This window comes from Nonomuraea cavernae (assembly GCF_014646355.1).
In the GTDB taxonomy this organism is placed as follows: Bacteria; Actinomycetota; Actinomycetes; order Streptosporangiales; family Streptosporangiaceae; genus Nonomuraea; species Nonomuraea cavernae.
This window is the reverse complement of the sequence record NZ_BMNH01000005.1, coordinates 32,854-44,615: the sequence shown is the minus strand read 5'-3', so window position 1 is coordinate 44,615 and position 11,762 is coordinate 32,854. Positions and strand designations below refer to the sequence as shown.

Sequence of the window (11,762 nt, the reverse complement as noted above, 5' to 3'; positions counted from 1 at the left end):
GCCGGGCGGCCTCACAGGTCAGGCATTCAGCGATCTTCGCACGGCGGCGTCCACCAGCTCGTGGATCTCCTGCTCGGTGAAGATGTCGGGCAGTGTCAGCCGCTCCACGATAAGCCAGTTGAGAGTGAGGTAGAGGAGCACCACCGCGGTCGAGTCGCCGGGCAGACCCGAAGCAGCGTGGTAGCCGATGTTGGCGTCGATGTCCTCGCGGATGCGCTTGGTCAGCACGGCGCGCAGCTCAGGACGCCGAGTGGACTCCAGCCGGAGCTCGAGCAGGGCCAGGTAGCCGGAGTTGAAGGCGGAGACCCGATCCACCAGTTCGTGCATGAGCTCGGTGTAGCGGGTTTCGTCCTGCACGCCCTCCCGGCCGCGGGCGATCGTGGCCTCGTCGGGCAGCAACCGCTCATAGATGCGTCCGCCGACCTGGGTGAACAGGTCGTCGCGGTTGGCGAAGTAGTTGGACGCCGTGCCCGGGGGCACCGCCGCCTCCGCATCGACGGCCCGGAAGGTCAGCCCTCGCGCGCCCTCCCTGGCCAGCACCTCGATGGCCGCGTCGATCAGCGCCTGCCGCCGCTCGGGATTCTTCCGCACTTGACACCACTCCGTCTGTAGTACTACGTTTTGACCACTCCAAACAGAGTACTACATAGAGAGTGAATCGATATGCGAAAGCTTGTCTACTACATCGCCGTCTCGCTCGACGGGTACATCGCCGGACCCAACGACGAGTTCGACTTCTACCCCGTGTCGGATCAGATGGTCGCCTGGATAAACGACCGTTACCCCGAGACGCTCCCCACCCACGTCCGCAAGCTCGTCGGCCTGGACGGCACACCCAACAAGGTCTTCGACACGCTGGTGATGGGCCGCGGCACCTACGAGCCGGCCCTGGACGTACCCACCACCAGCCCGTACTCCCACCTACGCCAGTACGTCGTCTCCAGCACGCTGACGATCGACGACCCCACGGTGCAGGTGGAGGCCGGCGACCCGATCGAGCTCATCCGGCGGTTGAAGTCCGAGGACACCGGTAAGGACATCTACCTCTGCGGCGGCGGCAAACTCGCCGCCTCCCTGCTTCCGGAGATCGACGAGCTCATCCTCAAGAGCTACCCCGTGGTGGCCGGCGCGGGCATCACCATGTTCTCCGGGCAGTTCCGCCCCACCCTGTTCGCCCCGAACCGGCGCGAGTCCTTCGACAACGGCGCCCAGGTCACCTGGCTCACCAGGGCTTAGCACCCCAAGGAGGAGACATGCATATCAAACTCCCCGCCACGATCACCCAGGCCAAGACCGAGCATCAGGCCCGATCGTCGCACCGCCACGACCAGCCGGCGCGCGACGTCAAACCCACGGGCCCGACCAATCTCTCCCGCCGCCCGACCGCCGCCCCTCGCCGCAGCGGGTACTGAGCGAACCGGCGCTCCACCCACCAGAACGACCAAGATCCCGCCCGATCAACCGATCGAACGGATCCCGTCGACTTCAGCCGTCCCTGGGTGGAGACGAGGGGATGCGCCCCCTCGACCGGCATCGCCGGTTCCTCAACGTTCCGTAGCGTCCGCCTTCGCCTGCCTCGGTAGTCACCCACACCGCCGTCGCGATGAGCAGCCCGGCGGGCCGCCAGCCGGAAGTTGTCGGTCCCGTACGCCATGATCGGCCGCCAAAGATCCCCTACGTCCCCACAAGGAGTGTCATGGTCGTCAACGATGGAACCGACTGGTCCGGAATCGGCTGGGATGGCTGGACGAACCTCAGTCTGATCCGCGCCCGGCTCGACGCGGGCGCCGACCCCAACACGGGCGTGTACATCCAGGGACGACCGCTGCACGCCGCCGCCGAACAGGGCTCACCCGAGGTGGTCGCCGAGCTGTCCCAACGAGTCGACGACGTCGACGCTGAACACGAAGGCCGTACCGCCCTCTGGGAAGCCGTCTTCAACAACCGCCCCGACAACGCCCGCGCCCTGGCCGCCGCCGGAGCGGACCCGTGGCGGCCGATGATGAACGGCTGGTCCCCCGGACGCCTCAGCCTGGCCACACCGACCCCTGACCTGTTCACTCTTCCTCCCGGCGAGGCCGGCTTATCTGCCGCCGAGACCGCCGCCGTCGCCGCGGCCAGGCATCTGATCACCGCCTTGGGCCGCTTGGAAGATGACGGCTTCAGCGTCGCCTGTGTGGCCGACATCACCGCCGCCGAGGCGGCACGGCGGCTGGAGGCCACACCGGCCGATGAAGACGACGTCGAAGAGATCACGGATGACCCGTTCTCGGACTTCGACGACAGCCTGTCCCTCATCGGCATCACGGACGTGCCGGGCGGATGCGTCGTCTTCCAGCCGTGGGGATACAACGCATCGACCCCTGGCGTCATGAAGCGCTTGTCGGTCGGCTCCGTCTGCTACGGCATGTTCGCCAACCCCAAGAGCGGCAACCAGGGAGCCGTCGCCCGTGACGGCGTCATCGAGGAATGGGACACCCATCCCGGCGGGGGCGCCGTATCCGACGACGACCCCACGGAGGACATCCTCACCGCCTACCTCTACCACTCACAAGCAGTGGCCTACTGCTTCGCCGGCGCGGGCCTGCAGCCCACCGACGCCCGCTCGATCACAGATCAACCCGACGTCTGGCTCAGACTGCCCGAGCGGGACTGGTGGAGCTAGCCAGTGGCAGGACGAAAGGCCCTCCCGGACACCCGCTCCGCAGGTCGTTGAAGTGCTTGCTGTGCCGCTTCCTGATCTTCTCGCTGGGCGTGTCGGCCGCTCTTGGGTCGGCTTCATCATGGTCATGCTGTTCATGGCCGCCTGTTCAGCGCGGTTACCTGCGAATTCGAACCCGTCCACGCATGTTCGCGCGCCTTCCGTGTCCGAAAGCTCCACACTGACGCGCCCCTTGGTCGATCTACGAACAGAAGTCAAGGGAAAGATTCTTCTGCATTATGTCGCCGACTCGGGCGACCAGGCTGAATGGGCCGGAAAGCTGAAGGTGGGGAACTCGTACAAGGTCGCTGTCGATTGCGTCGGCTCCCAGGGAACGATGATGATCGTGCCCCGCAAAGGCTGGAAGACGGTACGGCAGTGCAGCGCCGGCTTCGGGACGTACACGGTCGACAATCACCCCGCTTCGACACCGGAAGCAGAGACGCTGATGATCAAGGCGCCGCATGGTGCCAGATGGGCTGTGCTGGCAGTCCAAACCTCATGAGTGGCCGGGCTGGTCTCTTCGGCTCAGCCGACGCCGCGGTCTTCGCGCCGCATGTCCCCACTGCCGGGAGTCCCCGCACCGAGGCCGTACCTCAGGAGCACGGCGCCCTTGGACGAGGTGACGGGCGGCTCCAGGAGCACCAGGTTGGCGGGCACCACACCGCCGTCGAACACCTTCTTGCCGACGCCGAGCATGATGGGGAAGATCCACAGGTCGAGCCGGTCGAAGAGGCGCTTCCGCAGGAGGGTCTGCACCAGATTCAAGCTTCCGATCACGTGGACGTGCTCATGCTTGTCACGCAGCTCGTGCACGGCGCTCACCAGGTCGGGCCCCAACTGGGTCGAGCCCGCCCAGTCCAGATCCGGATTGCCCCGCGAGGCGACGTACTTCGGGACGCCGTTGAATAGCGTGGCGATCCCACTGTCGACGCCGTCGACCTGGTTCGGCCAGAACGCGGCGAAGATGTCGTAGGTCCTGCGGCCCAGGAGCAGGGCGTCCATGCCCTCCATTCCGGCACCGACCTGCCGGCCGACCGTCTCGTCGAACATGGGCGCCTGCCATCCCCCGAACGGAAAGCCGTCGGGATCCTCGCCCGGATCACCCGGCGCCTGGCCAACCAGGTCGACCGTCGCGAACAGGTCGATATGAATCATGCCCATGGTGTTCTCCTCACGGAATTCAAACGACATATCAGGGCTCTTTTGTGTTCAGTGCCGCCGGGCCGCTCTGCGGTGTCGGAGCATCTCCAGGTGGCGGTTCGCCTCCTGCCGGAGCAGCCCGTTGATCGCCGCCAGGCCGAGCGCCGGGCACGCCTCCATCGGCAGCACCGGCGGCCGCGCCCGGATCGGGCCACGCGCCACCCCCTCGACACCGGCCTCTTCGATCACCCCGGCTTCGAACACGCCCCAACGGTATCCACCGACAATTTATATTGTCAACACAAAGATCTTTGTCGGAATTGGACGGGCACCTCGCGCGATGGAGCTGGCAATGGTGCGAGCAAGCAGTATGGCCCCCGACCACAAACGTCCGGCCGGCCAGGGCAGCCGGGCCGGCAAGTGGAATGACCTAGCGGCAACCTGATGAGCCGTCCCCTTCCGCGCCCGTGTCTCACGGGCGTCCCTCGTCCGGCAGGGCTGCTCGGCTCGATCTCGGACCTCGATGAAGGCTTCCTCGGCACCTGGACCGACAAGAGCGGCACCGAGCAGCGCAAGCGGTTCACCACTAAGGAGGAGACCATCTTCTACCTCGCCCAGCCCGCGGGCGAGGGCTTGCGCTTGTCACCCACGACCTGAGGCTCCCGCGGCCGCAACGACCGCGCTCGGGCTGTGTTCGCCGACTTCCCCCCAGCCCAGTCGTGGAGAAACCGACGACGGCCCCCCTCTTTGTCAGACTGCTGTGAGACAGAGAGAGCCTGGACCAGGGCTGATCGCTGGTATGGGTGTATCTAGGTGCACCCCAGGCCGGAATTCAGCGCCATTACCCCTTCGTACCGCCGTCCCTAGGCTCGCGGCATGACATTGATGCGTACTCTCAGCTCAGCTGTTTTAAGTTTGGCATTCGTCATGGCAGGGGCCGCGCCGGCGGATGCGGCCTCGCGGGATGTCGTACGGACCGATACGGGCTGGGTGCGAGGCGAGGTCGCCCGGGACCACCGGATCTTCCAGGGCATCCCCTACGCCGCTGCTCCGGTCGGCGACCTGCGCTGGCAGTCGCCCCAGCCGGTGACTGCCTGGCGTGGTGTCCGCGCCGCGACACGCCCCGGTGACAGGTGCGCCCAGTCCACGGATCTGTGGGGATTGCCGGCCAGCGACAGCGAGGACTGCCTGTACCTCAACGTGACCGTCCCGCGCTCGGCCACTCCGCGCCGCCCCCGGCCCGTCATGGTCTGGTTGCACGGCGGCAGCCTGACGAAGGGGGCCGGCAGCGACTACGACGCCACCCGCCTGACCACGCGCGGCGACGTCGTGGTGGTCACCGTCAACTACCGGCTTGGCGTGTTCGGCTTCTTCGGGCATCCCGGACTGGCGGGCAACGGGGCCTACGGGCTGGAGGACCAGCAGGCGGCATTGCGCTGGGTCCAGCGCAATGTAGCGGCCTTCGGAGGCGACCCACGCAACGTCACGTTGTTCGGGGAGTCCGCCGGAGCGCACTCGGTGTGCGCCCACCTGGCGTCGCCCACCGCCGCCGGCCTCTTCCACCGGGCGATCACCCAAAGCACGTTCTGCTCCCAGACCGCTTTCACCGGCAGCCGCCTGAGGCCGGTCGTGGACCTCCCGATGTGGGTTCCCAAGGCCGCCCACGAGGCGCACGGAGCCACCACCGCCACCGCGCTCGGCTGCACCGATCCGAAGACAGCCGTCACCTGCCTGCGTGGCAAGCCCGTCTCCAAGCTCCTCGCGCAGGAGCCGCTCGCCCTTCCGGGCTACGGCAACGCCGTGCTGCCTGCCGATCCCGCGACCGTCTTCGCGCAGGGCCGCTTCCACCGCGTGCCGATCCTCACCGGCATCACCCGTGACGAGGGGACCCTGTTCACCGCGCTGATCTTCCCCGGTCTCACCGAGCAGGGATACCAGGAGGGCCTGCGGCACATCTTCGGTGACAACGCCGCGGCGATCGCGGCGAAGTACCCGTCCCGTGGGCGGCCGACGCAAGCCGTAGCGGCGATCATGAGCGATCTCGACTGGGCGTGGGCCGGTCGTGCCAGTGACCGAATGCTCAGTGAGCACACCCCGGTCTACTCCTACGGGTTCGCCGACCGTACCGCGCCGCCGATCTTCCCCCTTCCCGGTGGCGTGGAGCCGCTCGCCTCGCACGGATCGGAACTGTCGTTCCTGTTCCCCGGGGCCCCGCTCACCCGCGAGCAGCGGAAGCTCGGCGACATGATGATCACATACTGGTCGCGCTTCGCGGCGACCGGCGACCCCAACGCTCCTGGCCTGCCGCGCTGGAGCCCCGTGCGCACCGGGCACGTCCATCGCCTGGCCCCAGGCCCCGGTGGCGTCGGCGTCTACGATCAGGACGCCCTCCACGAACTGGCCTTCTGGGACCGCCTGTCCAGCCACTGACCTGGCGGACACCCATCAGGGGGCACGGTGATCCCTGCCGCCAGCCCTTCACGCGCTCCCAGCGCCTCCGGAAAAACGGGGAAGCTCAGCAGGTGATGTCTCCTCAGCCCGGCCGGCCGTGGGAGCCCGCTTCGAGGGTCGCGCGCAGGGTGGCCAGGGTTGAGGCGATGAGGGCCAGGTCGCCAGGGGGAACCGTCGCGGTCAGCGAGATGAGTTCGCTTTCGACGGTGGGGCGGGAAGCGGCCAGCTGCTTCTCACCCTCGGAGGTGAGGCGGAGGACGGACGAGCGGCGGTCCTGGGGGTGCGCGACTCGCAGGCACCAGCCCGCGGTCACCAGCCGGTCGACCGCCTTGCTCACGGCCCCCACGGTGATCGCCAGTTCGCCGACGATGTCGAGCACGCGGCATCCCGGCACGCGGTCGATGATCTCCAGGAATTCGAACTGTCCCAGCCCCAGCCCGTGTTCGGCGCGCAGCCGGGCGCTCACCGCGTTGTAGAGCCGGGTCTCGACGCGGACGAGGTCGCTGAAGATCGGAGTGACGTAGCTCACAATAACCTCCGATAGATTCCCGGGAATCATCTTCCTTGGAATCTGGTTGGGCTCAGGCAGACGGATTCCCAGGAATCCATTCTCACACCACAACCCATGGAGCCCGACATGTCCCAACAGCAACGCGACGCCCTGGACGCCTTGCTCCGTTCCGCCCCTCGCAGCGAGACGCGACCCACCGTCGAGGAGCAGCGCAGCGGGTTCATCGCAGCCCTCACCCGTCCGGCGCCAAAGGACGTCATCACCCGCAGGACCGTCCTGGGCGGGCGGCCGACCCTGGAGCTGGAACCGGCCGAAGCCTCCAGCCGCGGGCGGCTGCTCTACCTGCACGGCGGCGGCTATGTCGTCGGCTCACCGGACACCCATGCGGGGCTGGTCGGTGAACTGGCCCGCCGCGCCAGGCTGCGAGCGATGTCGGTGGACTACCGGCTGGCGCCCGAACACCCTTTTCCCGCGGCCGTCGACGACGGGCTCGCGGCCTATCGCGAGCTGCTGGCGGCGGGTACCGACCCGCGCGACCTCGTCATGGCCGGTGACTCCGCCGGTGGCGGCTTGAGCATCGCCACGCTGCTCGCGGCCCGGGAGGCCGGGCTGCCGCAACCGGCCGCCGTGGTCGTCTTCTCTCCCTGGGTCGACCTCACCCTTGCCGGAGGAAGCATCCGTTCCAAGGAGGACGTCGACCCCATTTTCACCGAGGCCGACGTGCGCGCCTACGCCGATCTCTATGTCGGCGCAGACAACCGGGCACATCCCCTGGCCAGCCCGGTGTTCGCCGACCTCACCGGACTGCCGCCGCTACTCGTACAGGTCGGGGCGAACGAGGTGCTGCTCGACGACGCGATCCGGTTGGCCGGCCGCGCGGGCGCCGACGATGTCGAGGTCACGCTCGAAGTCGGGGCCGGCCTCCCGCACGTCTTCCAGCACCACTACGGCCGCCTCGATGAGGCGGACGCCGCACTCGATCGCGCCGCCCACTTCCTCACCGCCCACCTGGGCGTCGACGACCTCGAATCGGTCCACTGACGCGGATGACACAAGCGCCTCGCCCCACCGCGAAGCGGCAGTAGGACGGTGAGCCGGGCCGCCCGCCTCGGCGGCGGCCCGATCTGCTCGATCCTGGACAACCTGTCGGCGCACAAGAACCGGCGCATCCGCGCCTGGCGCTGACCACGACCACGCGTTCCACGAGCTCGGGCCGGTGCGCGGCGAGCAGGACCGTCAGTTGGGCGCCGAGGGAGAACCCGACGACGGAGACGCGACCGCCCGCGTCGTGGAGGAGCTTCGTCAAGGCTTCGGCGTTCTTGAAATCCCGTTGGGCCAGTACTGGGACCACGCGATAGAGCTCTCGAACGAGGTTGAACAAGCAATAGCCTCGGACACGCTTCTCACGCGAGACAAGCAGGACGCCATGCTCGCGATGTACGGCTATCTGACGGGCCGAGACTCAGTCCGCAAGGTCGCACTATGGCGGTTCCAGCCGAAGCAGAAGGTTGAGCTTGGCGAATGCGAGGCCTTGAAGATCGTTTCCCAGCAGGGAGGTGATCGTTTCCCGCAGGGGCTGTGGCCGGAGATCGGAAGGAGGCCGGACTACCACTAGCAGCCCGGCGAGCGTCGGCGTCCCTCACTCTGCCGGGACTGCCCGTCGCAGCGGCTCGTCCGGCATCGCCATGCGGTCGGTACCGGTGGTGGTGCCGAGGGTCTGAACGTCCGGCCCGGTCGAGCCCCCGTACGTGGCAATCTTGTATTCGACCGCGGTGAGGGAAAGGGTCAGCTCACGGATCCGGCGGCGGATGGTGTCGCGATGTTCGACCAGCACATCAAGCCGCTCGGGCACCGTGTGCGCTCCGGAGTCGACGAGCGAAATGTAGTGCCGCAGGTCACGCATCGGCATACCGGACAGCCGCATCCGGGTGAGGAACACCATGCGCCGAACCACTTCGGCGTCGTAGACGCGATGGCCGTTGCCGTCGCGGGCCACCTCGACCAGCCCGGCCCGCTCGTAATAGCGCAGCGTGTGAGGCGAGATGTCGAGGAGGTCGGCAACCTCGGCGATCGTCATCATCTCGGGCAGATCGCCCAGGTCGGCGAGGCGGTGGATCGCCTCGACCGATAGCGGACCATCGTCCCCAAGCGCTTCGAGCGCCCTGGTCATCAAATCGTCGGTGGCCATGACCAGGAGCCTAAATGGGCCGTACCGATGCAGGGACACCCTCGAAGTCGGCGCTGCGGGCGGTCTCGGCCCACCGCTCGACCTCGTCCAGGCCGCGCCGGTAAGCACCCGAGATACGCTCGACCGCCTCGCGCCCCAGCGGCAGCCGCAGCGGCACCTCGTCGCCGTGCGCGAGGGACACGATGATCTCGGCCGCCCGCACCGGGTCACCTTCCTGACGGCCGTCGGTCCCGGCCATGTCCGCACGGACGTCAGCGAGCAAGTCACGGTAAGTCGCGGACGACTCAACGAACTCGAGCACGTCACCCCCGTTGAAGCCAGTCCTGAACCGGCTGGGCTCGACGATCATCACCCGAATCCCAAAGTGCGTGACCTCCCCAGCCAGGGCCTCGGACCAGCCTTCGAGGGCGAACTTCGACGCGGAGTACGCCGACACGCCGGGGAACGACGTCCGCCCACCCTGGCTGCTCATCTGCACGATCGTCCCGGTGCCCCGCTCGCGCATCACGGGCAGCACTGCGCGGACGAGCGCGGCAGGGCCGAACAGGTGCAGATCCATCAACTCGCGCAGCTGCGCGTCGCTGACCTCCTCGACCGCGCCGACCACGGCCCGGCCCGCGTTATTGACCAGCACATCGATCTGACCGAAGCGGTCGAAGGTGTCCCGCACGAGGTCCGCGGCCGCGGCAATGTCTCGGGCGTCGAACTTCGCGATCAGGCAGTTGTCCGGGTATTTGGCCTCCAGATCGGCCACACTCTCGGGCCGGCGCACCGCCGCCACCACCTGGTCGGCCGCCGCGAGCGCCGACTCCGCCAGTGCGCGCCCGAAACCGCGGGACGCGCCGGTGATGATCCAGGTCTGTGTCGTCATGGCGGTAACGCTAGGACTTCGAGCGCGCTCGAACGCAAAACCCCATGGACCGGCATCAACGATGTCGAGATTGCCGTCGCCGAGTACATCGACTGGTTCAACCAGCGCCGCCTTCACGGCGAGCTCGGCCACGTCCCACCCGCCGAGTTCGAAGCCTTCTCCGCGACAATCACCGCACAACACGCCGTCGCTGAACTTGGTCAAGCGCCTCGGCTTCCGTCGAGAGGGCTACTCGCCAGCCTTCCAGTACATCAACGGCGCATGGAGAGACCACGAACGGTGGGCCATCACCGCGGAGATGGCTGAGGACACGTAGTCACCCAGTTACGCAGAAGGCCGCCTCCCACAACCGGGAAGCGGCCTTTGACCTGGGTGGAGATGAGGGGATTCGAACCCCTGACCCCTTCGATGCGAACGAAGTGCGCTACCGGACTGCGCTACATCCCCATGAACCTCGACCAGGTTAGCAAACTCCAAGAGGTTCTCGCGCCACCGTTTCAGTCGCCCACCGCTCGCCTCGGCGGTTCGGCGTACTGGTCGAAGAGTACGTCCGCCTGCCGGGCGGCGAGATCGATGATCTCGGCCTCGGCCTGCTCGGCGGCGAGCCGCTCGGCGTGCCGCTGCTCGCGGTGCCGGCGGGCGCGGGCCTGGGCGGCACGCTGGCGGCGTTCCTGGTCGACCTGTACGGCGATGCGCAGGAAGGCCAGATAGGACAGCATGACGACCACGGCCGGGGCGACCCCCCACCACGGCATCATGTCGACCGAGGCGGTCACCACCGAGGCGATGACGAGGAGCGCGGTGAAGAAGAGGAGGCGGCGGCGCCGGGCCACGATGATGGCGCGGCGCCGGGCCCTGAACTGCCGGGGGTCGATCCGCTCGCTCTCCAGCGGCATGGCGTCGTCGTCGGATTCGGCGACCTCTCCCGTGTCCATCGCGAAGTGTTCGAGGTCGGGCAGCTGGTGCTCGCCGGTGTAGTGTTCCTCGAGCTCGACCAGCTCGGCCAGGTTGGTCTTGTCCCTGCGCAGCCACATAGGGATCAGCACGCACAGCCACATGACGACGATGGCCAGATAGAGGAGGACGCTGCTCACGACCACCTCCGGGCACGACGAAAACGCCTTGGTGTCGTCGGCGTTCTCGATGTGCTCACGTCACGCACCGTAAGACCGCGTGTCACTGATTGACGAGCATTCGGTGCGGTGTGTCGCGAGATCGTCAAACCTCTTCTACTGGAGACCCACCGTGAGCGGCTGCTTCACGCGCGCGACGCCACTGTACGAGCAGCCCGCCGGGAACGTCCTCGACGGTCAACGCGTAACAGATGTGGTCGCGCCAGGCCCCATCGATGTGGAGTTGACGACGCCGAATGCCTTCTTCCCTGAATCCGAGCTTCTCAACCACTCTGCGGCTGGCTTGATTCTCGGGGCGGATGTTGGCTTCGAGGCGGTGCAGCCCGGTGGTGAAGAAGCAGTGGTCGACGGCCATGGCGAGGGCGGTGGGGGTGATGCCCCGGCCGGCCATGGCGCCGTCGATCCAGTAGCCGACCTGGGCGGAGCGGGCCGAGCCCCAGACGATGGCGCCGACGGTCAGCTGACCGGCGAAGCGGCCACCGTAAGTGATCACCCAGGGTAGCGCCAGGCCCTGTCTGGCTTCGCGGCGCAGCGTGCCGACCATGGAGACGTACGGGCCCAGACCGGTGCGGAAGAGCGGCGTCTCGGGGTTGCTGGGCTCCCAGGGGCGCAGCCAGTCGGCGTTGCGCAGCCGGGTCTCGCGCCATGTTCGTACGTCGGCCAGCCGTAGCGGCCGGAGGCCGACCGATCCCTCCGCTAGGGTCGCAGGCCAGCCACGAAGTCGATCCACGTTCTCATCATCCCCCTATCGGGCACGATGTCGC

At 67.6% G+C, this 11,762-nt stretch carries 16 protein-coding genes and 1 tRNA gene; 8 read left to right on the top strand and 9 right to left on the bottom strand.

Translation table 11 applies throughout. The features are described from left to right. Window positions 1-18 precede the first annotated feature (18 nt). A complete protein-coding gene (locus tag IEY82_RS11420) occupies window positions 19-591 on the bottom strand; it encodes a TetR/AcrR family transcriptional regulator (RefSeq protein WP_189124039.1) in 573 nt (190 codons plus the stop codon). Between the two features lie 72 nt (window positions 592-663). Between IEY82_RS11420 and IEY82_RS11415 the strand changes: the two genes are divergently transcribed. The 4 genes from IEY82_RS11415 (at window position 664) to IEY82_RS11400 (ending at window position 3,206) form a co-directional block, all read left to right on the top strand. Beyond that, the gene (locus IEY82_RS11415; protein WP_189124038.1) at window positions 664-1,236 is read left to right on the top strand and encodes a dihydrofolate reductase family protein; all 573 of its coding nucleotides are present in this window, start codon (window positions 664-666) and stop codon (window positions 1,234-1,236) included. 17 nt (window positions 1,237-1,253) lie between these two features. Beyond that, complete coding sequence (locus IEY82_RS11410; protein WP_189124037.1) at window positions 1,254-1,412, top strand: hypothetical protein; 159 nt, start codon at window positions 1,254-1,256, stop codon at window positions 1,410-1,412. Window positions 1,413-1,696: 284 nt separating this feature from the next. After that, window positions 1,697-2,665: an ankyrin repeat domain-containing protein gene (locus tag IEY82_RS11405; RefSeq protein ID WP_189124036.1), complete on the top strand. Its 969-nt coding sequence runs from the start codon at window positions 1,697-1,699 to the stop codon at window positions 2,663-2,665. Between the two features lie 52 nt (window positions 2,666-2,717). After that, on the top strand, window positions 2,718-3,206 hold the full coding sequence (locus IEY82_RS11400; protein ID WP_189124035.1) for a hypothetical protein: 489 nt from the start codon (window positions 2,718-2,720) through the stop codon (window positions 3,204-3,206). A 23-nt stretch (window positions 3,207-3,229) separates the two neighbouring features. Here the strand turns inward: IEY82_RS11400 and IEY82_RS11395 are convergent, their stop codons facing one another. Continuing rightward, window positions 3,230-3,865, bottom strand: a complete 636-nt coding sequence (locus IEY82_RS11395) for a dihydrofolate reductase family protein (protein WP_189124034.1) — start codon at window positions 3,863-3,865, stop codon at window positions 3,230-3,232. Window positions 3,866-3,913: 48 nt separating this feature from the next. After that, a complete protein-coding gene (locus IEY82_RS11390) occupies window positions 3,914-4,108 on the bottom strand; it encodes a hypothetical protein (RefSeq protein ID WP_189124033.1) in 195 nt (64 codons plus the stop codon). A gap of 180 nt (window positions 4,109-4,288) precedes the next feature. Between IEY82_RS11390 and IEY82_RS11385 the strand changes: the two genes are divergently transcribed. Then, window positions 4,289-4,501, top strand: a complete 213-nt coding sequence (locus IEY82_RS11385) for a hypothetical protein (RefSeq protein WP_189124032.1) — start codon at window positions 4,289-4,291, stop codon at window positions 4,499-4,501. Window positions 4,502-4,720: 219 nt separating this feature from the next. Continuing rightward, complete coding sequence (locus IEY82_RS11380; RefSeq protein ID WP_189124031.1) at window positions 4,721-6,274, top strand: carboxylesterase/lipase family protein; 1,554 nt, start codon at window positions 4,721-4,723, stop codon at window positions 6,272-6,274. Between the two features lie 103 nt (window positions 6,275-6,377). Here IEY82_RS11380 and IEY82_RS11375 read toward each other — a convergent pair whose 3' ends face one another. Next, window positions 6,378-6,824: a MarR family winged helix-turn-helix transcriptional regulator gene (locus tag IEY82_RS11375; RefSeq protein ID WP_189124030.1), complete on the bottom strand. Its 447-nt coding sequence runs from the start codon at window positions 6,822-6,824 to the stop codon at window positions 6,378-6,380. A gap of 108 nt (window positions 6,825-6,932) precedes the next feature. Between IEY82_RS11375 and IEY82_RS11370 the strand changes: the two genes are divergently transcribed. Both IEY82_RS11370 and IEY82_RS11365 read left to right on the top strand, forming a co-directional pair. Next, window positions 6,933-7,847 carry an alpha/beta hydrolase gene (locus IEY82_RS11370; protein WP_189124029.1) on the top strand — a complete coding sequence of 305 codons (915 nt, stop codon included), beginning with the start codon at window positions 6,933-6,935 and terminating at the stop codon, window positions 7,845-7,847. A 175-nt stretch (window positions 7,848-8,022) separates the two neighbouring features. Beyond that, window positions 8,023-8,421 (top strand): hypothetical protein, encoded by a 399-nt coding sequence (locus tag IEY82_RS11365; RefSeq protein WP_189124028.1) that lies wholly within the window; start codon window positions 8,023-8,025, stop codon window positions 8,419-8,421. A 24-nt stretch (window positions 8,422-8,445) separates the two neighbouring features. Here the strand turns inward: IEY82_RS11365 and IEY82_RS11360 are convergent, their stop codons facing one another. From IEY82_RS11360 to IEY82_RS11340, 5 genes are all read right to left on the bottom strand, one after another. Continuing rightward, on the bottom strand, window positions 8,446-8,994 hold the full coding sequence (locus IEY82_RS11360) for a MerR family transcriptional regulator (protein ID WP_189124027.1): 549 nt from the start codon (window positions 8,992-8,994) through the stop codon (window positions 8,446-8,448). A gap of 10 nt (window positions 8,995-9,004) precedes the next feature. Continuing rightward, window positions 9,005-10,069: an SDR family NAD(P)-dependent oxidoreductase gene (locus IEY82_RS11355; protein ID WP_465263519.1), complete on the bottom strand. Its 1,065-nt coding sequence runs from the start codon at window positions 10,067-10,069 to the stop codon at window positions 9,005-9,007. 169 nt (window positions 10,070-10,238) lie between these two features. Next, a tRNA-Ala gene (locus IEY82_RS11350) sits at window positions 10,239-10,312 on the bottom strand. A 50-nt stretch (window positions 10,313-10,362) separates the two neighbouring features. After that, a complete protein-coding gene (gene sepX, locus IEY82_RS11345) occupies window positions 10,363-10,959 on the bottom strand; it encodes a divisome protein SepX/GlpR (RefSeq protein ID WP_189124026.1) in 597 nt (198 codons plus the stop codon). A gap of 124 nt (window positions 10,960-11,083) precedes the next feature. Further along, window positions 11,084-11,728, bottom strand: coding sequence for a GNAT family N-acetyltransferase (locus IEY82_RS11340; RefSeq protein WP_189124025.1), 645 nt, complete (start codon window positions 11,726-11,728; stop codon window positions 11,084-11,086). Window positions 11,729-11,762: the final 34 nt, after the last annotated feature.